Origin of the sequence: Streptomyces sp. NPDC086077 (assembly GCF_040686175.1) — a bacterium.
Lineage (GTDB): Bacteria > Actinomycetota > Actinomycetes > Streptomycetales > Streptomycetaceae > Streptomyces.
This window is the reverse complement of record NZ_JBFBJT010000004.1, coordinates 51,932-71,844: the sequence shown is the minus strand read 5'-3', so window position 1 is coordinate 71,844 and position 19,913 is coordinate 51,932. Positions and strand designations below refer to the sequence as shown.

General features: G+C 71.5%; 21 protein-coding genes and 1 pseudogene. 12 read left to right on the top strand and 10 right to left on the bottom strand.

Annotated elements, in window-relative coordinates; all coding sequences use genetic code 11:
* Window positions 1-80: 80 nt before the first annotated feature.
* The gene (locus tag AB0O67_RS02110) at window positions 81-932 is read left to right on the top strand and encodes a winged helix-turn-helix domain-containing protein (protein WP_365444609.1); all 852 of its coding nucleotides are present in this window, start codon (window positions 81-83) and stop codon (window positions 930-932) included.
* A gap of 11 nt (window positions 933-943) precedes the next feature.
* Here the strand turns inward: AB0O67_RS02110 and AB0O67_RS02105 are convergent, their stop codons facing one another.
* Window positions 944-1,132: a hypothetical protein gene (locus AB0O67_RS02105; protein WP_365444606.1), complete on the bottom strand. Its 189-nt coding sequence runs from the start codon at window positions 1,130-1,132 to the stop codon at window positions 944-946.
* Between the two features lie 156 nt (window positions 1,133-1,288).
* Here AB0O67_RS02105 and AB0O67_RS02100 point away from each other — a divergent pair, with 156 nt between their 5' ends.
* The 4 genes from AB0O67_RS02100 (at window position 1,289) to AB0O67_RS02085 (ending at window position 4,672) form a co-directional block, all read left to right on the top strand.
* Window positions 1,289-2,179: a GntR family transcriptional regulator gene (locus tag AB0O67_RS02100; RefSeq protein ID WP_365444603.1), complete on the top strand. Its 891-nt coding sequence runs from the start codon at window positions 1,289-1,291 to the stop codon at window positions 2,177-2,179.
* Between the two features lie 54 nt (window positions 2,180-2,233).
* Window positions 2,234-2,941 carry an HAD family phosphatase gene (locus AB0O67_RS02095; RefSeq protein ID WP_365444600.1) on the top strand — a complete coding sequence of 236 codons (708 nt, stop codon included), beginning with the start codon at window positions 2,234-2,236 and terminating at the stop codon, window positions 2,939-2,941.
* 177 nt (window positions 2,942-3,118) lie between these two features.
* On the top strand, window positions 3,119-3,997 hold the full coding sequence (locus AB0O67_RS02090; protein ID WP_365444597.1) for a GntR family transcriptional regulator: 879 nt from the start codon (window positions 3,119-3,121) through the stop codon (window positions 3,995-3,997).
* 48 nt (window positions 3,998-4,045) lie between these two features.
* Window positions 4,046-4,672: an aminoglycoside phosphotransferase family protein gene (locus AB0O67_RS02085; protein WP_365444594.1), complete on the top strand. Its 627-nt coding sequence runs from the start codon at window positions 4,046-4,048 to the stop codon at window positions 4,670-4,672.
* Between the two features lie 120 nt (window positions 4,673-4,792).
* Here AB0O67_RS02085 and AB0O67_RS02080 read toward each other — a convergent pair whose 3' ends face one another.
* On the bottom strand, window positions 4,793-5,641 hold the full coding sequence (locus tag AB0O67_RS02080; protein WP_365444591.1) for a nitroreductase/quinone reductase family protein: 849 nt from the start codon (window positions 5,639-5,641) through the stop codon (window positions 4,793-4,795).
* A gap of 191 nt (window positions 5,642-5,832) precedes the next feature.
* On the opposite strand from AB0O67_RS02080, the gene AB0O67_RS02075 reads away from it, so the two are divergent.
* Entirely contained in the window at window positions 5,833-6,306 is a 474-nt protein-coding gene (locus AB0O67_RS02075; protein ID WP_365444588.1) for an HAD domain-containing protein, read from the top strand.
* A 57-nt stretch (window positions 6,307-6,363) separates the two neighbouring features.
* On the opposite strand, the pseudogene AB0O67_RS02070 reads toward AB0O67_RS02075, so the two are convergent.
* Window positions 6,364-6,777 (bottom strand): annotated as a pseudogene (locus AB0O67_RS02070) (NAD(P)-dependent oxidoreductase); the annotation flags it as partial.
* Between the two features lie 132 nt (window positions 6,778-6,909).
* Complete coding sequence (locus AB0O67_RS02065; RefSeq protein WP_365444585.1) at window positions 6,910-7,515, bottom strand: DinB family protein; 606 nt, start codon at window positions 7,513-7,515, stop codon at window positions 6,910-6,912.
* A gap of 110 nt (window positions 7,516-7,625) precedes the next feature.
* On the opposite strand from AB0O67_RS02065, the gene AB0O67_RS02060 reads away from it, so the two are divergent.
* From AB0O67_RS02060 to AB0O67_RS02050, 3 genes are all read left to right on the top strand, one after another.
* Window positions 7,626-8,222, top strand: a complete 597-nt coding sequence (locus AB0O67_RS02060) for a helix-turn-helix transcriptional regulator (protein ID WP_365444583.1) — start codon at window positions 7,626-7,628, stop codon at window positions 8,220-8,222.
* A 60-nt stretch (window positions 8,223-8,282) separates the two neighbouring features.
* The gene (locus AB0O67_RS02055; protein WP_365444580.1) at window positions 8,283-8,840 is read left to right on the top strand and encodes a hypothetical protein; all 558 of its coding nucleotides are present in this window, start codon (window positions 8,283-8,285) and stop codon (window positions 8,838-8,840) included.
* A gap of 166 nt (window positions 8,841-9,006) precedes the next feature.
* Window positions 9,007-9,339, top strand: coding sequence for a DUF2516 family protein (locus tag AB0O67_RS02050; protein ID WP_365444577.1), 333 nt, complete (start codon window positions 9,007-9,009; stop codon window positions 9,337-9,339).
* 250 nt (window positions 9,340-9,589) lie between these two features.
* Here the strand turns inward: AB0O67_RS02050 and AB0O67_RS02045 are convergent, their stop codons facing one another.
* The 3 genes from AB0O67_RS02045 to AB0O67_RS02035 form a co-directional block, all read right to left on the bottom strand.
* The gene (locus AB0O67_RS02045) at window positions 9,590-10,939 is read right to left on the bottom strand and encodes a fused response regulator/phosphatase (protein WP_365444574.1); all 1,350 of its coding nucleotides are present in this window, start codon (window positions 10,937-10,939) and stop codon (window positions 9,590-9,592) included.
* Between the two features lie 286 nt (window positions 10,940-11,225).
* Window positions 11,226-12,320 carry an NlpC/P60 family protein gene (locus AB0O67_RS02040; RefSeq protein ID WP_365444571.1) on the bottom strand — a complete coding sequence of 365 codons (1,095 nt, stop codon included), beginning with the start codon at window positions 12,318-12,320 and terminating at the stop codon, window positions 11,226-11,228.
* A gap of 261 nt (window positions 12,321-12,581) precedes the next feature.
* Window positions 12,582-13,325, bottom strand: a complete 744-nt coding sequence (locus tag AB0O67_RS02035) for a class I SAM-dependent methyltransferase (protein ID WP_365444767.1) — start codon at window positions 13,323-13,325, stop codon at window positions 12,582-12,584.
* 327 nt (window positions 13,326-13,652) lie between these two features.
* Here AB0O67_RS02035 and mshA point away from each other — a divergent pair, with 327 nt between their 5' ends.
* Both mshA and AB0O67_RS02025 read left to right on the top strand, forming a co-directional pair.
* Window positions 13,653-14,993: a D-inositol-3-phosphate glycosyltransferase gene (gene mshA / locus AB0O67_RS02030; RefSeq protein WP_365444568.1), complete on the top strand. Its 1,341-nt coding sequence runs from the start codon at window positions 13,653-13,655 to the stop codon at window positions 14,991-14,993.
* A gap of 14 nt (window positions 14,994-15,007) precedes the next feature.
* Window positions 15,008-15,532 (top strand): YbjN domain-containing protein, encoded by a 525-nt coding sequence (locus AB0O67_RS02025; RefSeq protein WP_365444565.1) that lies wholly within the window; start codon window positions 15,008-15,010, stop codon window positions 15,530-15,532.
* Here the strand turns inward: AB0O67_RS02025 and AB0O67_RS02020 are convergent.
* Entirely contained in the window at window positions 15,493-16,308 is an 816-nt protein-coding gene (locus AB0O67_RS02020; protein WP_365444562.1) for an AraC family transcriptional regulator, read from the bottom strand. The two genes, AB0O67_RS02025 and AB0O67_RS02020, sit on opposite strands and share 40 nt — an antisense overlap.
* 49 nt (window positions 16,309-16,357) lie before the next feature.
* On the opposite strand from AB0O67_RS02020, the gene AB0O67_RS02015 reads away from it, so the two are divergent.
* Window positions 16,358-16,795 (top strand): DUF2000 domain-containing protein, encoded by a 438-nt coding sequence (locus AB0O67_RS02015; protein ID WP_365444559.1) that lies wholly within the window; start codon window positions 16,358-16,360, stop codon window positions 16,793-16,795.
* A gap of 8 nt (window positions 16,796-16,803) precedes the next feature.
* Here the strand turns inward: AB0O67_RS02015 and AB0O67_RS02010 are convergent, their stop codons facing one another.
* Both AB0O67_RS02010 and AB0O67_RS02005 read right to left on the bottom strand, forming a co-directional pair.
* Window positions 16,804-18,060 carry an MFS transporter gene (locus AB0O67_RS02010; RefSeq protein ID WP_365444556.1) on the bottom strand — a complete coding sequence of 419 codons (1,257 nt, stop codon included), beginning with the start codon at window positions 18,058-18,060 and terminating at the stop codon, window positions 16,804-16,806.
* 73 nt (window positions 18,061-18,133) lie between these two features.
* A complete protein-coding gene (locus AB0O67_RS02005; RefSeq protein WP_365444553.1) occupies window positions 18,134-19,900 on the bottom strand; it encodes a stealth conserved region 3 domain-containing protein in 1,767 nt (588 codons plus the stop codon).
* Window positions 19,901-19,913: the final 13 nt, after the last annotated feature.

Below are 19,913 nucleotides of genomic sequence, written 5' to 3'. Positions count from 1 at the left end.
TGCCCGAAGATGGCTCAAAGTTGTAGTGTTCCGATGTGACGTCGGAACAGGTTGCCGCGAACGAGCGGGGAAGGGGCCCGTTGTCGCCCCAGGAGGTGGCCGACGAACTCCGCGACAGGATCAGGTCGGGCACGCTCAAGGCGGGCCAGCGCATGCCCACCCAGGCCGCCCTGGCCGAGGAGTTCGGCGTGGAGCGCGGCGCAGTCCGGCAGGCACTGCGCATCCTGCAGTCGGAGGCCCTGCTCACCAACGTGTCCCGCGGGGCGCCGGCGACGGTCGCGCCCGACGGGGCGACGGCCTTCTTCGGTCCGACCGCGCAGCCGGAGTCCACCCTGGCCGCACTGCCCGCCCGGATGGCGGCCGCCTTCGAGGCCAAGCACGTCAGGATCGACGCGCTGTGCCTGACGTCGACCTCGCTCAACCTGGCCATCAGTGAGCCACTGCGCCGACTGCACACCGGGGTGCCGAAACCGGCCACGGTGCACCTGCGCGTCCTGCTGCCGTCCCGGGACATCGACCTCGCCTTCCCCCCGTCCGCCGGCTCCGGCGGCGACTCCCCCGCGCATCGGAGCTGGATGGCGCTGCGCAACGCCCAGGGCCTGGTGTTGCGCCACAACCTGATGGCGCTGCGGTCCACGCACGGCGTCGACGTCCAGGTGCACTTCCGCGCCCTGCCCTTCACGCCGCCGGTGAAGCTGTACCTCCTGAACGAGACCGAGGCCCTGTTCGCCTTCTACACACCGAGCCGGCGTGCGGAGAGGACCGACGGCGGGGGGCCGGACACCTACGAGGTGCAGGGGGGCGCTTCGCCGCTGTTCGCCTTCCGGCAGGGCGACGGCGGGGTGCGGGACAAGTCCTTCGTGGAACAGTCCCGTCTGTGGTTCGACCGGCTCTGGGAGACCATCAGCACGGAACTGGACCTGGCGGGCTGACCGCGCGCGGGTCACAGCGCCGGCCCCGTGACCGAGAGGCTGAGCCCCACGGCGCCGATGGCGCTGCAGGTGTGGTTGCGGCGCTGCAGTCCGATGAGGAGCAGGACGAGCGCGACGAGGCCTGTGGTGCCGTATCTCCACTTGGCTAGTTCCTCGACGGTGAGGAGTAAGACGGTGGCGGCCGCTTTGATCCATGACACGGTGGCGTCTCCTTGGCATGGGGAGGGAACACCCCCCTTCGGCAGAAGTGGTCGAGTACCTCGCTGACTTGGCGCTAGTTGGCACCAACTCTGCTTAAGTTGTTCCAACTTGGCAGGGATGGATAAACAACTATGCGGGCAACCCCTACAAGTGGGATGCAGCCCTTCGGTTTCCGGGTGCGGGAGGAGATGGCGGCAGTGGTCGGCAGCAGAAGGCTCACGCCTCAAGAGATCGCGGACTCTCTGCGCGAGCGGATCCGGGAGGGGCGGCTGAAGGCGGGCGACCGCCTGCCCACCCAGGCCGAACTCGCCGAGGAGTTCGGTGTGGAGCGCGGCACCGTCCGCCAGGCCCTTCGCGCTCTCCAGGGTGACGGTCTCCTGAGCAACGTCAGTAAGGGCAGCCCGCCGCGCATCGCGGAGCCGGCACCCGCATGGCGCGAGCCGCAACCGACGATGGTGGGCCTCGGGCCCCGCCTCACGGAGGCGTTCTTCGCGCGGCACGTACGCGTGGACGCCGTCTGCCTGACCGCCGAGACGATGATGCTGGGCCTCGGGGAACCGCTCCGGAGGATCCACGAAGGACGCGTCTGCCCGGATTCGATCGACGTCCGGGTGCTGCTGCCCTCCCGGAACATCGACCTGGCATTCCCCACCTCGGTCGAGGGGAGCGGCGACGACGACTCGGTGCACGAGCGCTGGTTGACGATGCGCAACGCCCAGGTCCAGGTCCTCGGGCACAACCTCCGCGCCCTGCGCGCCACGCACGGCATCGACGTGAGCGTCACCTTCCGCGCGCTCCCGTTCACCCCTCCGGTGAAGCTCTACCTGCTCAACGGTCGCGAGGCCCTGATCGCCTACTACATGGTCACCCGCCGAGCCGCGGACGACGCCGAATCCCGGGACGTGTACGACGTCCTGGGCACCCAGGCCCTCCTCTTCTCCTTCGAGCAGGAGACGGGCCGCCGTGACGAGGCCTTCGTGGAGCAGTCGCAGCTGTGGTTCGACACCCTCTGGGACACCGTCAGCTCTGAGTTGACCCTGGACTAGTGTCATGCGACCCGGTGGACGCGCGGCCACCCCATCGTGTCGCAGACTGAACCGGTGACAACGCACACGGAGAACCTCCAGGGACTCATCACGCGGGCCCGCTACGTGCTTTTCGACTTCGACGGGCCGATCTGCCGCCTGTTCGCCGGACATTCCGCGCGCGAGGTGACGCGCGTGCTCGTCGGGTGGCTGGAGGCGCGAGGACTGCGCGATCTGCTCACGGACGAGGAGCGGTGGTCGACGGACCCCTGGGACGTCCTGCGCGCTGTCGACAGCCGCCACCCACGTCCCGGCGCCGCGGTGGCAGCGCTGGAGGAGCGACTCACACAGGAGGAGTTGAAGGCCGCCGCCTGTGCCACGCCCACTCCCTACGCGGATCCGCTCCTGCGCACGTGGGCGGCCAGGGGGGTCCCACTGGCCGTGACGACGAACAACTCGCCGCGCGCCGCCCGGCAGTACCTCCGCGACCGCGGCCTGGAGGGCGCGTTCGGTCCGCATGTCTACGGCCGTTCCCGGGACCTGAACCTGCTCAAGCCCGACCCGCACTGCCTCGACCAGGCCTTGCGCGCCTTCGGCGCCTCGCCCGGGGACGCCCTGATGATCGGTGATGCCCCCACGGACCTGATGGCCGCGCGCAGCGCCGGCGTCGGCTTCCTGGGGTACGTGCGCAACGAGCGCAAGGAGAAGATCCTGCGTGATGCCGGGGCCGGATATCTGGTGCCCACGCTGCAGGACGTGCTGTCCGTGCTGTCCGCCGGCTGACACTCGCATGGCCACCTCCTTCATCTCCTGCCTGCCCGTCAACTCTCAGACCAATTGGATTGGTTGGTCTGATTGGTTGGTTCCCTGGCGGACTGATCCCCAACCATTTTTGAGTGTTGGTCGGGTGAAGTGGTTGCGAGTGGTCCGCTATTGGAAGAATGGCGGTAGGGTCGTAGGGTGAGCGATGAGCGGAGCGGTACGACCGGACGCAGGCAGCGGTTCGACGACGTCATGTCGACGTTGCGAAGCCGTCTGCTCGACGGCGAGTACCCGCTCCACAGCCTTCTGCCGGCGGAACGAGACCTGGCCGCCGAGCTCGGGGTGGCCCGGGACACCGTGCGCAGCGTGCTGACGGAGCTGGCCAACGAGGGCTGGGTGGAGCGGCGGCAGGGCAGCGGAACCCGGGTGATACGGGTGCCGGAGGGCATCCGTTCGGCGCGGTCGACGGACCAGTCGGGGCAGCCGGCCAGCCTGGAGTGGTTCATGGACCAGGCCTTCGCCCGCGCGGAGGTCACCCTGGACGTCTTCACGCTCACGGCCGAGTCGTTGAACAACCAGCTCCGCAGACTGGACGAGCGCATCCAACGCGGCAAGCTGGAAGCCCCGCAGCGCATCGTGCTGCGGATGATGCTTCCTGACCCCGACCTGGACATGCCGTATCCGCAGTCACTGGACCCGCAGTACCGGGACGCGATGCGCGAGCGCCAGCGGGAGCTGGCGGAGTGGCATTCCGGCGAGGTCAAGGGGCGGCTCCTGACCTTCAAGGCCCGGGGAGCGGTCGAGACGGTCGACGTGGAGATCCGCCACGTACCGCTGACCCCGCCGTTCAAGGTCTACTTGATGAACGGCGAGGAGATGCTCCAGGCCTACTACGTGGTGGGCGAACGACCGCTGGTACTGAAGAGGCTGGAGACCGAGATCCAGGCGCTGGACGCCCTCGGACTCATCGCCAAGTTCACCCACTTCGTCAAGGACAGCGAAGATCCGAACCACGCGCTGCTCGTCGAGGGCACGCAGGCCTGGTTCGACTCCCTGTGGAAGAACCTCGCCAAGTAGACCGGTCGTCAGGTGGTCCGCCCCAGAACGACACTTGGCGCGGCTATCGTGGTACTCCCGTCATCCTCCCAGCTGTGCGCGCTGACCGGACCCGACTGCGCCGCTCTGGATCCGTTGGCCGCGCACGCCGCCCACGACTTTCACCCCTGGCTGGCCGACCGCGTGACCGCGATGGTCGCCGCGCTCCCGGAGCGGACCCAGCTCGCCGCCCGCCGCCTGCGGCTGCCCGACGCGGCCCGGCTGGCCGAACTGCTCGCCCGCCACCGTGTCACCCCCCGTCGGCCCGCGCTGCTGCACGGCGACCTCAACCCGTGGAACCTCGTCCGGACCGACGACCCCCGCCACGGCACCGGACTGGCCCTCATCGACTGGGAGATGGCCCTGATCGGCGATCCCCTCTACGACTTGGTCCGGCACCTCCATCTGACGCCGGCACGTGGTGAGGTCCGGCACCGCATGTTCGCCCGCTGGGAGGAGCGCGTCGGCGTCGAGTACAGCCGAGGCTGGCAGCGCGACTGGCCGGTGTACCAGCTGATGGAGGTCGTGCGCTCCGCGTACGTGGACCTGGACCGCATCGTCCACGGCATGAGTCTGGACGTGCCGGCGGTGCGCCAGGCCGCGGACCGGTACACGCACACGCTGAAGCGCGCGACTCGCTTGCTCGACGCCGCCTGACCCGCGCTGCGCGGACACGACGTGTCGAAGCGGCCGGACGTGGTGCGGGCGGGCGACCCGCCGTTCTGAGGTGGGGCGCCTCCAGGTGGCTTCTCCGGAGGCGCCCGCCCAAGGGGTGTCTCAGGCGTCGAGCAGCGGGATCAGGTGTTCCTCCTCGTAGGTCAGATGCGCCTCCAGTTCCGTGGTGAGGCGCTCGACCTCCGAGCGGGCGATGGCCGGGTCCTGCGTCCCGATCGCCGCGCGCAGCTCCTCCACCAGGGCGGCGATGTGTTCGTGTTCCTCGCGGAGGCGTTCGATGGTGGGGGCGGCCGTGGGGTGGCGGTCGGCGAGGAAGGGGAACAGGCCGAGGTCCTCGCCGGTGTGGTGGTTGTGCAGTCCGTGGCAGAACGTGAGGCAGTTGACGCGCAGCTGGGCACCGAGGTGGTCGCCGCTCTCCGTTTCCTTGTTCATCTCCTCTCGGATGAGCGAGAGTTCGCGTCGGAAGGCGTCATGAACGACCTTGATGGCCTCGCCCATGGAGCCGGCGTTGATGTTCGGAGGGCCGCCCGCGATCTCGTGGAGCGCCACGACCGGTATCACCCGCCCCGCCCTCTCCTGGTACTCCGCCCAGCCCGCGTCCGTCTCGACGGCCCGCGCGAACGCCTGGTCACGCTCCTCGCCCTTCAGCACCACGGCCCGCGCCTGGTACGTGAACGCGCCGCTCTCCACGGTCACCTGGGGGTGGGCCAGGAGGTTGTGGTACCAGGCGGGGTGTCTGGGGGCGCCGCCCGCGGAGGCGATGACCAGGATGCGGTCGGCGCCGTCGGGGAGGTAGGCCACGGGGGTGGTGTGCTCCGCGCCCGTGCGGGCGCCGGTGGTGGTCAGGAGGATGAGGCGGGCGCCCTCGAAGTAGCCGCCTACGCGGCCCCGGTTGGCGCGGAACTCCTCGATGACCTGCTGGTTGAAGTCGTTGATGGTGTCGTTGGGCATGCTCGGTGTCCTCTTCTCTCTCCGGCCGTGCTCGTCACTGGTGATCGGTGGACGAACGCGCGCGAACGCGCGGAGAGAGACCGGCGGACTCCTGGCCCGCCTCAGCCTCATTCAGAGGCCGGGCACCCAACTCGCTCGCGGCACTTGGCCGCAAACCCGGCAGTCATGAGAGCAACAGTAGCCTAGGCGCCATGCTTCTCTTCCTGGATATCGACGGGACGCTCCTGCCCTTCGGGGCGGCGGATCCGTGTCCGGCGTACGGGACACGGCTCGCGCGGAGCGCCGGAAACCCGCTGCTGAGCAGGGTCGATCCGGCGCTGGGCCCCCGGCTGCGGGCGCTGGGCTGCGAGGTGGTGTGGGCCACCACCTGGATGGAGGAGGCGAACGAACTCATGGCGCCCTGGCTCGGCCTGCCCCCGCTCCCGGCCGTGGACTGGCCGGAGGAGGCCGAGCGGCCCGGCCGGCTGCACTGGAAGACCCGGCCGCTCGTGGCCTGGGCGGCGGGCCGGCCCTTCGTCTGGCTCGACGACGAGATCAAGGCGGCCGACCGGGACTGGGTGAGCGCCCACCACCCCGCACGGGCCCTCCTGCACCGCGTGAACCACCAGGTGGGGCTCACGGACGCGGACTTCGCCGTGGTGGCGGGGTGGGTGGGCGCCGGGTGAGGCCGGTGGGGTGGGGGAGCGGCTCGGCATGGGGCCGGGGCTCTGCTCCCCGGCCACTCACCCCCGGCTCAGCAGATCCGTGACCCGCATGAACCCGTCCGTCCCGTGGCCGAGGCCGATCACCCGGCGGGCCTGGCCCTCCGCCGCGCGCATCACGCTCGCCTCGATGGTGTCCCTCGGAGGCCTCGATGATGTGGGACATGGAGGAGACCGCCGAGGTGATCGGGTTGAGCTCGCCGGAGTGGGCGGCGTCGTCGACATCGCCCGCGAACTCCTCGAACAGCGGCGGCAGGATCGCGGCAATGCCCTGCCCGAAGGGCGCGAGTTCCCGCCCGCTGATGCCCTCCGCGCGGGCCACGGCCAGGGCGTGCGCGTAGCCGCCATCGCCGTCCAGAAGATGTCGAGCAGCGCGACGTCGTAGGCCGCCGCCCGTCCGACGTCCTCGCCGAGGTGGGTGTGGGTGCCGCCGAGGGTGTCCAGGGCGGGCCGCTGCGACGCCCCCGTCCAGCTGTGATCTTCGGGCCCGGCTCCGGCCAGGAAACTTCGGCCCGCGGTCCCTTCTGCGACTTCTACGATTTCTGGAACTGCTACGACGTCACGACGTCACACGCCCCCGTCCGCCGCTCCGTCCGCCTCCCGGGCCACCCGCTCCAGCCGGCCGCGATATCCCTCCCACCAGGCCGTATCGCCCTCCGGGATGCTCGTGTTGCCTGCCTGCATCCCCACAGCCCCTTCGATGAGTTCGCGAACGATGTCGGCGTGCCCGGCGTGCCGCTGCGTGTCGGCGATCACGCGGACGACGGCGTGATGCAACGTCACCTCGTCCTTGCCGTCGGGCCACCACGGCACCTCGCCGACGGTGTCCAGCGCCAGCGCGTCGATCGTCGCGTCCGCGTGCGCCCACGCCCGGCGGTAGAGGCCCACGACGAACGCGCGTGACTCCTCGGCGGTGGCCCACATGTCCGCGTTCGACTCGGCGTCCTCGCCGAGCCAGGGCAGCGGATCGTCGGCGGGCCGCCCGAAGGCCTCGCCGAGATAGCCCGACTCCACGCTCGCCACATGTTTCACGAGGCCCAGGAGGTTGGTACCCGTCGGGGTGAGCGGGCGGCGGACGTCGTACTCCGAGAGCCCTTCCAGCTTCCACAGCAGGGCGTCGCGGGCCGACTGCAGAGAGAAGTGAAGATCGGCTTTTGCGTCCGTTGCGGTCATGGTGGGTCAGTCTGCCGCGTCGGGCACCCGGTGCTGCCGTACGAGTGGCACGGCGCACTTTTGCAAGCGGGTTGCTTGCAATTGTTAGCGCGGCGCGGCATGGTGGAGGTATGGCATCGCTCAACGTCGGCAATCTCGGTGAGTATCTGCGCGAACAGCGACGCAACGCGCAGCTGTCGCTCAGGCAGCTCGCCGACGCCGCCGGGGTGTCCAATCCGTATCTGAGCCAGATCGAGCGCGGGCTGCGCAAGCCGAGCGCGGAGGTGCTGCAGCAGGTCGCCAAGGCGCTGCGGATCTCCGCCGAGACGCTGTACGTGCGGGCCGGGATCCTCGACGCCGAGCGGGACCGGGACGAGGTGGAGACACGTGCCGTCATCCTCGCCGATCCCACGCTGAACGAGGGGCAGAAGCAGGTGCTTCTCCAGGTCTACGAGTCGTTCCGCAAGGAGAACGGCTTCGAGTCCGGCAAGGCGGACGCGGCGCAGGACGGTGACCTGAGTGACGAGAGCGACAGCAGCGACGACAGCGGTAGAAGCGACAGGCGCGACGGTCGTGACAGTCACGACGGCAGCGATCCCAGCGGTCCCAGCGATCGCAGCGGCATAAGAAGCGGCGACGGCAGCCGCGCCAGTGGCGACGGCGCCGTACGCGACCCCCGTGCTGCCGACGGCGACGACGCCGGCCCGCAGCAGCGCTCCGCCGGCTGAGCCGGGCGGACGCGGCGGAACCCCGAACCCTCACAGAAAGCCACCGGGAGGACCAGCACCATGGCCATCACCGAAGACCTGCGCAAGACCCTCACCGACCCGCGGCCGCTGTACTTCGCCGCCGGCACCGCCGACCTCGCTCTCCAGCAGGCCAAGAAGGTGCCCGGCCTGGTCGACCAGCTGCGCAACGAGGCGCCGGCCCGCATCGAGGCCGTGCGCAACACCGACCCCAAGGCCGTCCAGGAGAAGGCCACCGCCCGCGTGAAGGAGACGCAGGAGAACGTCCAGACCCGCGTCAACGAGTTCTTCGGCTCCCTCGACTCCGACATCAAGAAGCTGGGCGAGAGTGCCCAGGACTTCGCCCTGCGCGGTGTCGGCATGGCCGCCGAGTACGCCGTGAAGGCCCGTGAGACCTACGAGAAGGTCGCCGAGCACGGCGAGCAGGCCGTGCGGACCTGGCGGGGTGAGGCCGCCGAGGAGATCGAGGAGCTGGCCATCGCCGTCGAGCCGGAGAGCAAGTCGACCGAGGCCGCGGCGAAGAAGCCCGTCGCGAAGAAGGCTCCGGCCGCTCGCAAGGCCACCACCCCGGCGAAGAAGACGACGCCGTCGGCCAACTGACACTCCGCGCGCGCGTCCGTGGTCAGGACGGGTGACACGGACGGGTGATCGGTAACGGGTCGGGCACTCCTTGGGTGCCCGGCCCGTTCTTCGGGTAGCGGTCGGACGGTTGCGGGTACGGTGACCGCGTAGGGACTAGCCGATACGGGTGGTGGACGTTGTGCTGATGCAGGGATTCGTCGGGTTCATGTGGCTGCTGAGCATGGCCCTGATCCTTTTCAGCGGCTTCGCGATGATCGACGCCGCCACGCGTCGCGAGGACGCCTACCGCGCCGCCGACAAGCAGACCAAGCCCTTCTGGCTGATCGTCCTCGGGCTCGCCTTCGTGGTGAACCTGATCTTCAACATCCTGTCGTTCCTGCCGATCATCGGCCTCATCGCGACGATCGTGTACATGGTCGACGTACGCCCGGCCCTGCGTGGCCTCCCGGGCGGCGGCCGCGCCCGCCGCGGTTCGAGCAGCGACGGCCCGTACGGCCCGTACAACGGCGGACGGTGAGCGGCTGCCGTCATCGACTGCGCGGCACCCGAGACCGCCCCGGTACGGCCGCACCCCGGCCGAGCGCATCCCGCAAAACCGCGCTCCGTGCGGCTGTATCCCCGCACAGCCGCACCCCGCACAGCCACACCCTGCACGGTCGCGACCTCGCACAGCCGCTCGCCCGCCACCCTGCGCAGCCGCACCCCGGCCGGCGCAGCGCGCACAGCCGCACCCCCGCCGGCGCAGCGCGCACAGCCGCGCCCCGCCGCTACGGCACCCGATCCAGCAGCAGCACCGCCACGTCGTCCGTGAGCTCGCCGCCGTTGAGTTCCCGCACCTCGTTGACCGCCTCGCGCAGCAGCTGCTCGCCGCGCAGGCCCTGGGACAGCTGGCGGCTGATCATCTCGACCATGCCGTCCTGGCCGAGCCGCTCGCGGCCGGCGCCGACATGGCCCTCGATCAGGCCGTCGGTGTAGAGCATCAGGCTCCACTCCCGGCCCAGCTCCACCTGCATCCGCGGCCAGCGCGCGCCCGGCAGCAGGCCGAGGGCGGGACCGTTGTTGTCGTACGGCAGCAGCCGCGGCGCGCGACCGGGGCGGGCGACCAGCGGGGCCGGGTGCCCGGCCAGGCACAGACCGGCCCGGCGGCCGTCCGGCGCGATGTCCACCGTGCACAGGGTCGCGAAGATCTCGTCGTCCGAGCGTTCGTGTTCCAGCACCTGCTGGAGCGTGTTCAGCAGCTCGTCGCCGCACAGGCCCGCCAGCGTCAGCGCGCGCCACGCGATGCGCAGCTCGACGCCGAGCGCGGCCTCGTCGGGGCCGTGCCCGCAGACGTCGCCGATCATGGCGTGCACGGTGCCGTCCGGCGTGCGCACGACGTCGTAGAAGTCGCCGCCGAGCAGCGCGCGCGAGCGGCCGGGGCGGTAGCGGGCGGCGAAGCGCAGCGGGGAACCGTGCAGCAGCGGCGTGGGCAGCAGGCCGCGCTCCAGCCGGCGGTTCTCCTGGACCCGCAGTCGGCCCTCGGCGAGCCGCCGCTCGGCCGTGTCGGAACGTTTCCGCTCCACGGCGTAGCGGATCGCGCGGCTCAGCAGCCGGCCGTCCAGCTCGTCGCGGAACAGATAGTCCTGGGCGCCCACACGCACGGCCTCGGCACCGCGCTCGGCATCGCCGGAGGCGGTGAGGGCGAGGACGGCGTGGCGGGGCGCGAGCTCCAGGACGTGCCGCAGGACGTTCAGCTCGTCGTCGCTGTCGTCGGTCCGGCCGGGGGCGGGCAGCGCGAGGTCCAGCAGGATGCAGTGGACGTCGTCGGTCAGCAGCCGCGCGGCCTCGGTGAGGTTGCGGGCGGTACGGATCCGGATCGGCTTGCCGGACTGGTCGAGCAGTTCCGGCACGATCGGTGAGCCGCCGGGGTCGTCCTCGATCAGCAGCAGCGTGAGGTTGGTGTCCGTGGTCGTGCTGGTGGTCTTCTCGGCCTTCTCTTCCTGGTGCGCTTCCTTGCGCGGAGCCTCAGTACCGGGATCACCGGATGCACCGGAGAGGCCGCGGACTGCGGGCGCGGCCTGCGCCTGACCACTTTCCACGGCCGGGATCGCTCTCTGCCGCGGTACGGGTACGGGCATTGTCCTGGGTTCCTTCCCTCCCCCCGAGGGCATGGCGGGTGCGAGGGACCTCGACCCACCGACCGGGACCATAGCGGGTGTCGGCGCCGCAACGGAATGGTGTGAGGCACGCCGCTCGGTGGTCGGCCACTGTCATATGCCGCGATCCGTACCGCAGTTGGACAGGACGGTGTCCGGTCCGTGATGACGAAGGTCACGTCGGTCGCGGGTTTGGCCGCGGAGGGGCGTGGGGTGGGTCACGTGGGCCACGTCACCGGAGTCCGTGGGGCGTTACCGCCACGGCCGCTCAGTCCGTCCGCGGGCGTACGACTCCCAGGATCGGCATCGAACCGGCCCCCGCGATCGTGATCGTCCGCCCCGGCCGCGGGGCGTGCACCATCGCGCCGTCCCCCAGGTACATCCCGACGTGGCTGGCGTCCCCGAAGTAGATGATCAAATCGCCGGGCTGCATGTCCTCGACGGCGACGCGCTCGAGCTGCTTCCACTGTTCCTGGGAGGTGCGCGGGATGGCGCTGCCTGCCGCCGCCCAGGCCTGGGAGGTCAGTCCGGAGCAGTCGTACGTATTCGGGCCCTCGGCGCCCCATTCGTACGCCTTGCCTATCTGCTGGGTCGCGAACTTCACGGCCTTCCTGCCCTGCTCGGTGGCAGAGCCGTCGATCTCGTCGAGGACGCCGGAGTCGAGCCAGGCGGTCTGCGCCTCGTAGGCGGCTCGTTCCTCCAGCTCCGCCAGGCGCTTCCTCTCCTCCTTCTCCAGCTGGGACTCCAGCTTCCTGGCCGCCGCGATCCGCTGCTCGATCTTCTTCTGGGCGGCGGCCTTCGCCTTGCGGCCCGCCTCCAGCTTCTTCCACTGGGCGGAGGCGTCCTTGGCGTACTGCTCCAAGTCCTGCTGGGTGCGGGTCAGCTCCCGCAGCAGATGCTTGGTGGCGCGCTCGCCCTGGCGGACCCGGCTGCTGCCGTCGAGGAACTCGCCCGGGTTGTCGCTGAGCATCAGATGGGCCTCGGGCGGGAGGCCCCCGGTGCGGTACTGGGCGGCGGCCGCGGAACCGGCGCGCTTCCTCAACTCGGCGAGCTTCTCCTTGCCTTCGACGATCAGCTTCGCCAGCGCGACGATCTCGGCGGACTGCTGCTCGGCCTTCTCCTCCGCCGCGTTGTAGGCGTCGGTGGCCGAGGCCGCCTCGCGGTAGAGGAGGTCGAGCTGCTCGCGGACCGCTTCCAGCTCCTCGTTCGTCGCGGGAGCCGAACCCGGGCCTGTGCCGGGGGGCGTGGACGGGGTGGGGGTCGGTGCGGGCGCCGCGAAGGCCGCGCCGGGTGCCGCCAGCACGGTGACGGCGCAGACCACGCTCACCGCTGCCGCGATCAGGCCGCGCTTGCCCCTTGCCATACTCCGCCCCCAAACTGATTGCCCGTCAGTAACATCGAGCGCCCGGGCGATCGTGCCATGCCGTGGCGCAAAACGACAGAGGCAGTGACTCCCTCCCCGATTCCGGCCGTCACACGACGATCCCCCCGCCTTTGTGACGAACGACTCACCGAGATCGTTCCGTGTGATCCGGTGCTGCGGGGAAACGAGGGGACAAGACCGAAAGGCCGGGGCGCCGACGCCGTTGGGGCCGCGCCCGCACCGAGGCGGCGGGCGGACCCGTCACGCGCGGGGCGCCAACGCCCCCCAGGAGACCGTCACTTCCCCCTGGCGCCAGCGCGCCGGACCGTCCGTCACCGGCCAGTCGGCCGCCAGGTCCCGCACGGCCCGGATCCAGCGCTGGCGGGCGCCGTACGACGCGTAGGGCGCGGCGGCGGCCCAGGAGCGGTCGAAGTCGCGCAGGAAGGCGTGCACGGGCTCGCCGGGGACGTTGCGGTGGATCAGTGCCTTGGGTAGGCGTTCCGCCAGGTCGGAGGGGCGTTCCAGGGAGCCGAGGCGGGTCGCGAAGGTCACCGTGCGCGGGCCCTCCGGGCCGAGCGCGACCCACACGTGCCGCCGCCCGATCTCGTCACAGGTCCCCTCGACCAGCAGCCCGCCCCGCGAGCCGGACGCCGGGTCGGCGGGCGCGAGCCGCGCGCACAGCCGTTCCCAGACGCCGGCGACCTGGGCCTCGTCGTACTGCCGCAGGACATTGGCCGCGCGGATGAGGTGGGGCCGCCGGGGGAGCGGGATCTCGAAGCCGCCGTGCCGGAAGGCGAGCCCCTCGCGCGCGTAGGGCTGCGCGGCCGCCACGCGCGCGGGTTCGATCTCGACGCCGACCACGCGCGTGGGCGGCGCGGTCGCGCGCAGGCGGGTGAGGAGCTCGACGGCGGTCCAGGGGGCGGCGCCGTAGCCGAGGTCGACGGCGACCGGGGCGGGGGCGCGGCGCAACTCGTACCCGTGTGTGGCGGCGATCCAGCGGTCCATGCGCCGCAGCCGGTTCGGATGGGTCGTCCCGCGCGTCACCGTGCCGACGACGGAAGTCCCCCCGCTCGGGCGAAGCCGAGAGGGGGAGCGGGTCGCTGCGCGGGCTGTCATGCCTACGAGGGTAGGGGCGCCCGGCGGGTGCTTCGCCGGACGTCTCCGCTCCGGTCAGGACAGAACGCTTCCTGACCTCGAACGGTTGAGCGATCAGCGGTAATGATTCAGCAAAAAACCAAACTCCGGAAATGGAGCACCGACCTCCGGTGTTGGGGAGGTTGAGAGGGCCTGGTGTCCTCGATCAGGCATGCCCACGGCAAGGAGGAGCGGCACGTGAGCCATTACGTCAGCAGGCTCGGTCGCCGCTCGCCGGCGTCCGCCTCGCGGCTCCGTCTGGGGCACCGCCGCGCCCGCCGCGTGGCCATGCTCTCCGTGCACACCTCGCCGCTCCACCAGCCCGGCACCGGCGACGCCGGCGGCATGAACGTCTACATCGTGGAGCTCGCGCAGCGCCTCGCCGCCCTCGACATCGAGGTCGAGATCTTCACGCGCGCGACCACCGGCGCCCTCCCGCCCGCCGTGGAGCTCGCCCCCGGCGTCCTCGTCCGGCACGTCGACGCGGGCCCCTACGAGGGCCTCGCCAAGGAGGACCTCCCGGCCCAGCTGTGCGCCTTCACGCACGGCGTGATGCAGGCCTGGGCCGGCCACCGCCCCGGCTACTACGACCTCGTCCACTCGCACTACTGGCTCTCCGGCCACGTCGGCTGGCTCGCCGCCCAGCGCTGGGGCGTTCCCCTGGTGCACGCCATGCACACCATGGCCAAGGTCAAGAACGCCAACCTCGCCGACGGCGACACCCCCGAGCCCGCCGCCCGGGTCATCGGCGAGACCCAGATCGTGGCCGCCGCGGACCGGCTGATCGCCAACACCGCCGAGGAGGCCGACGAGCTGGTACGGCACTACGCCGCCGCCCGCGCCAAGGTCGCCGTGGTCCACCCGGGCGTCAACCTCGACCGCTTCCACCCGGCCGACGGCCGTGCCGCCGCCCGTGCCCGCCTGGGCCTGCCCCAGGACGCGCTGATCCCCCTCTTCGCGGGCCGGATACAGCCTCTGAAGGCCCCCGACGTGCTGCTGCGCGCGGTCGCCGTCCTGCTCGGCGAGCGCCCCGACCTGCGCTCCCGGCTGGTCGTCCCGGTCGTCGGCGGCCCCAGCGGCAGCGGCCTCGCCAAGCCGGAGGGCCTGCAGAAGCTGGCCGCGCGGCTGGGCATCGCCGATGTCGTACGGTTCCGCCCGCCGGTCGGCCAGGACCAGCTCGCCGACTGGTTCCGGGCCGCGTCCGTGCTGGTCATGCCCTCGTACAGCGAATCGTTCGGCCTGGTCGCCATAGAGGCGCAGGCGGCCGGTACGCCGGTGCTGGCCGCCGCGGTCGGCGGGCTCCCGGTGGCCGTGCGCGACGGTGGGACCGGTTTCCTCGTCCAAGGGCACGATCCGGCGGCGTACGCGCGCGTGCTGCGGGACTTCGCCGACGATCCGCTGCTGTGCGCCCGGCTGGGCACGGCCGCCGCCCACCACGCCCGCTCCTTCGGCTGGGACGCCTCGGCAGCCGCCACGGCGGAGGTCTACACGGCGGCCCTGCAGTCCCACCGCCGCCGCTCCCGGGCCCACCACGGCTGACGTACGCTGCCGCCATGGGCGATGCACAGCAGCGGGCCGCGCAGGTCATCGAGGGCGTGTTCAAGGACGCCGAGCTGGAGTGGGAGAGTCCCACGCCGGGCCACTACGTGGTCAAGCTCCCCGGCACCCGCAAGCTGTCGACGACGGTCTCCCTGATCGCCGGCCGCCACTCCCTGTCGCTGAACGCCTTCGTCATCCGCCACCCCGACGAGAACGAACCCGCCGTCCACCGCTGGCTCCTGGAGCGCAACCTCAAGCTGTACGGCGTGAGTTACGCCGTCGACCCGCTCGGCGACATCTACGTCACCGGCAAGCTCCCGCTCGCCGCCGTCACCGCGGACGAGATCGACCGGCTGCTCGGCCAGATCCTCCAGGCCGCCGACGGCGCCTTCAACACCCTTCTGGAGAAGGGCTTCGCCTCCGCGATCCGCAAGGAGTACGCGTGGCGCGTCTCGCGCGGCGAGTCGACCCGCAACCTGGACGCGTTCGCGCACCTGATTCAGGACGAGGGACCTGAGGGCGGCGAACCCGCCCGGTAGCGCCCCGGGGTCACGCCCACCAACCGCCGGAAGTGCCGGGTGAGATGGGCCTGGTCGTAGAACCCGGTCGCGGCCGCCGCCTCGGCCGGGCGGACTCCGTCCAGCAGCAGCCGCCGGGCGCGCCCGACGCGCCGGGAGTTCAGGTACTGGTGCGGCGCGATGCCGTACGCCCCGCTGAACGCCCGCACCAGATGGGCGGGATGGGCCTGCAGGAGCCCGCCCGCCTCGTCCAGCGAGAGGCCGTGGACGACCCGCTCGTCGAGGAGTTCCCGCAGCCGCCGGGCGAGGGCGGGGTCGGTACGCGGTCCGGTGGTGACGAGCCGGGGGCGCAGATGGGCGCGCAACCGGTCCGCGACGAGCGTCAGCCGGCTCTCGGCCTCCAGCTCGTCACCGGGGCCGCGGAGCGCGGCGTGCAGTTGTCCGACGCGCCGCCGCAGCACCGGGTCGCGCAGGTCGGGCGCGTCGACGGCAGGCCCGATCAGTTCGTCGCCGAGCAGCGGGCCGTCCAGGTACAGCACCCGCTTGCGGAAGCCGTGCGGGGTGGCCGCTGAGCCGTTGTGCGGGACGTGCGGCGGCAGCAGGGTCACGGTGTCGTGCGGGGTGCCGTGCTCGTGCCGGTCCAGGTCGTAGCGCACCGCGCCGTCGTCCACGATGAGCAGCGTCCACGCCTCATGGACGTGCATCGGATAGGCGTACTCGGTGAAGTGGGCGTGGAAGACCTCGACGACGCCCGCGACGGGCGGCCGCCAGGCGGACACCTCCCGTTGCTGGGCCATGCAAAAAACGTACAAGACGGGTCCGTACGACGGTCGGCAGGCTGCTCCCATGAACGATTCCGCACCTGTCCGCGCCGACCGCTTCGACACCAAGATCGCCGTCCTGCTCCGCGAGGACCTGGAGACCTGGCAGCGGCTGAACGTCACCGCCTTCCTGGTCAGTGGCCTCGGCCGGGAGGTCCCCGAGGTGATCGGCGAGCCTTACCAGGACGCCGACGGCGTGCCCTATCTGCCGATGTTCCGCCAGCCGGTGCTGGTCCTCGAGGGCACCAAGGAGACGCTGACCGCGGCCCACGCGCGCGTGCTCTCGCGGGCCCTGCCGCGCGCGGTGTTCACCTCGGACCTGTTCGCGACGGGCAACGACCGCGACAACCGGGCGGCGGTACGGGCCGTACGCACCGGGGAGCTGGATCTGGTGGGGCTCGCGGTCCATGGCCCGCGCAACGCCGTGGACAAGGCCCTCAAGGGCGCGCGGATGCACCCGTAGGCGCGGTGTCAGGCGGCGCCGACCTCGGACTTCGCCGGGGAAGGCGCCGCGACGACGGCCGGCTCCCGCCGGGGCGGGCGGCGCATCAGGACGCCGTACCCGAGCGCCGCCGCCGTACCGATCACCGCGCAGATCCCCCACAGCCACTGCGCGCCGAACCGGTCGATGACGACGCCCGACATCAGCGGCGCGATCAAACCGGCGACCGACCAGGACATGGTGTGCATGCCTTGGTAGCGCCCACGCCCGTGGTCCGGGGAGAGGGCGACGACGAGGCCGGTCTGGGTGGGCGCCATGACGATCTCGGCGAGGGTCCACACACAGACGGTGAGCGCGAAGAGACCGACCGAACCGGCGAACGCCGTGAGGCCGAACCCGTACCCGGCGAGCAGCGACGAGATGATCAGCAGCCGCCGGGGGTCGCGGTGCTCGATGAAACGCGTGACCGGGATCTGGAGCGCGACGATCAGGACGCCGTTGACGGCGAGTGCCATGCCGTAGTCGGCGGGCGTGAACCCGGCCTCGCCCATGGCGATCGGCAGGCCGACCGAGCCCTGCTGGAAGATCAGCGCGAGCAGGAACGACAGCCCGACGACGCCCATGAAGCGGCCGTCGCGCAGCACGGTGCCGAGGGAGACGGCATCCGCCTGCTTCGCCGTGGCCGTCCGCTCGGGCCTGGACTCCGGCAGCTTCACGAAGACGACGAGCGCGCAGGCCATGGTCATACCGGCCTCGATCAGGAAGCCGGCGCGGTAGCTGACCTCGGCGATGAAGCCGGCGGCGGTGGAGGAGATGGCGAAGCCCAGGTTGATCGCCCAGTAGTTCAACGAGAACGCGCGGACGCGGTCCTCGGGGCGGATGATGTCGGCCATCATCGCCTGCACCGCGGGCCGGGAGGCGCTGGAGGCGGCCCCCACCAGGAAGGCGACGGCGGCGATGGCCACCGGGTGCTGCACGAACCCCAGCAGCGCGACGGACACCGCCATGGACGACTGGGCGATGAGCAGCGTCGGCCGCCGCCCCAGCCGGTCGGCCATGACGCCGCCGCCGAGGGAGAGGACGACGCCGCCCAGGCCGTACAGCGCCGCGACCAGTCCGGCGTACGAGGCGGAATGGCCGCGGTCGATGGTCAGGTACATGGCCATGAAGGTGGCCACGAACCCGCCGAGCCGGTTGATCAGCGTGCTGGTCCACAGCCACCAGAACTCACGGGGGAGCCCTGAGACGCTCTCCCGGACCACACGTCTCAGGGTTGCTGACGACATCGCGGATCCCCCACAGCTGTAAGCGGCGCAAGCGGAGCCCACAACTTACAAACGGCATCCGCGGGCCCGCCACTCAATTGACGGGGAGCGTCAATCGAGTGGGCTGCCGGGCGACTTCCTCCGCTCGTTCGAAGCGACTGGCGAACGGATACTTCCGCTCCAGGAAGGCATGGATGGCCGCCTGGGCCGCCGCCCGCTCCGCGGGGTCGGTGTCCACGTCGTTGAGGCAGAAGAAGTCGATGTCCTCGCCCGCCTCCAGACGGGCCAGCCGGCGCCGCATGTCCGGCGTGCCCAGCTGGACGTAGCGGAAGCGGTAGTCGGCCGGCACGGCCCGGCCGGTGGCGATCGCCCAGTGGTGGTGCAGCGTGGACGCCGGGGCGACGTCGGTGGTGGAACGGAACCGCGAGTACGAGGTCCGCTCCAGCTCCTCGATGCCGAGCTGCTCCATCTCCCGCATCACGGACATCAGTTGTGGATGCGGGGTGTGCAGCGACTTGTGCGTGATCTGGCGGCCGTGGAAGCGCCGGATCACCTCGCGGGTGTTCTTCCCGGCGGAGTTCGGGGCCGGCTCCAGCGGGTGCGGGTCGCCGATCCCGAGCTTCAGCGGGGACAGCGGGATGCGCGCGATGCCGTTGCCGTGGAAGAAGTGCTCGGCCCGCACCGGGCGGTTGATGAAGACGTCGTCGTTGAAGTAGAGATAGCGCTCCGACAGGCCCGGGATGTGGTGCAGCCGGCTCTCGATGGCGTGCGAGTTGAAGACCGGGAGCGCCTCGGCCGGGAGGATGTCCCGGTGGTCGACGACGGTCAGGCCCTCCGCCTCGGGATCCAGCCAGTCGGGGACCTGCGAGTCGGTCACGAGGTAGACGTGCCGGACGAACCCGGCGTTCATCTCCAGCGAGCGCAGCGCGTACTTCAGCTCGTCATGGCTGGTGTAGCGGGAGTCGCCGGTCTCGCGCGGGGCGATGACGTTCTCGGAGGCCGCCTGGTGGGCGCGGCGCTTCGCGGCCATCGCCGGGTCCGCGCCGTCGACCCAGGTGTACACGGCGTCGACGGGGAAGCACACCTCGTCGATGCGCGGCTCGGCGAACGGGGCGAACGTCGGCACGCTCCGGCTTCGGGCGTCCACCACGGCCGGCCGCTGCGCCGACACCGGAAGGACCTCCGAGACCGGGTTGCGGCGCGGCGCGACGAGCGCCGTCCCGAAGGCGTCCGGCAGCTGGACGCCGGGCACGGTCAGATGGCCGGGGTCCGCGCCCAGGTCCCGGCCGTGCCGCCAGAACTCGATGTCGCACCCCGACTCCAGACCGCCGAGCACCTGCCCCTGCGGGCCCAGACGCACCTCGCCGGTCCGCAGCACCGGCGACCGCCGCAGCGCCCGCGGCAGCCCTCCGTCGGCCCACAGCACCGCCGTGGTGACGGCGCCGTCCGGGCCGACGGCACCGGCGAACGCCGCCGTGCGGGCGAAGTGCCGCGCGGCGGCGTCCAGCACCGTGCCGCGATGCGTCTGCGCGACGCCGATCACCTGGCGCAAACCGGCGTGCCCCTGGTCGGCCGGGACCAGGAAGTACGGCACGTCGGCCGCCTCCAGGAGGGCGCACACCCGCTCCAGATCCGTGGCGGCGGCCTCCGCGGCGGTGAAGCCGGTGACCGTACGCCCGTACAGCCGCGCCGGGCCGCAGGCTACCCGACGCAGGCCGGGGACGTCGGCACGCAGCCGCCTACGGGCCCGGGACGCGCGCAGCGCCCAGAGCCGGGCCCAGAGCCGGAGCCGAAGGCGCAGCGCGAGGTCCCGGGCGGCCCTCAGGCCCGGGGGCGCCGCGAAACGGTGACGGATTCCCATGGCCGTGGCCCGG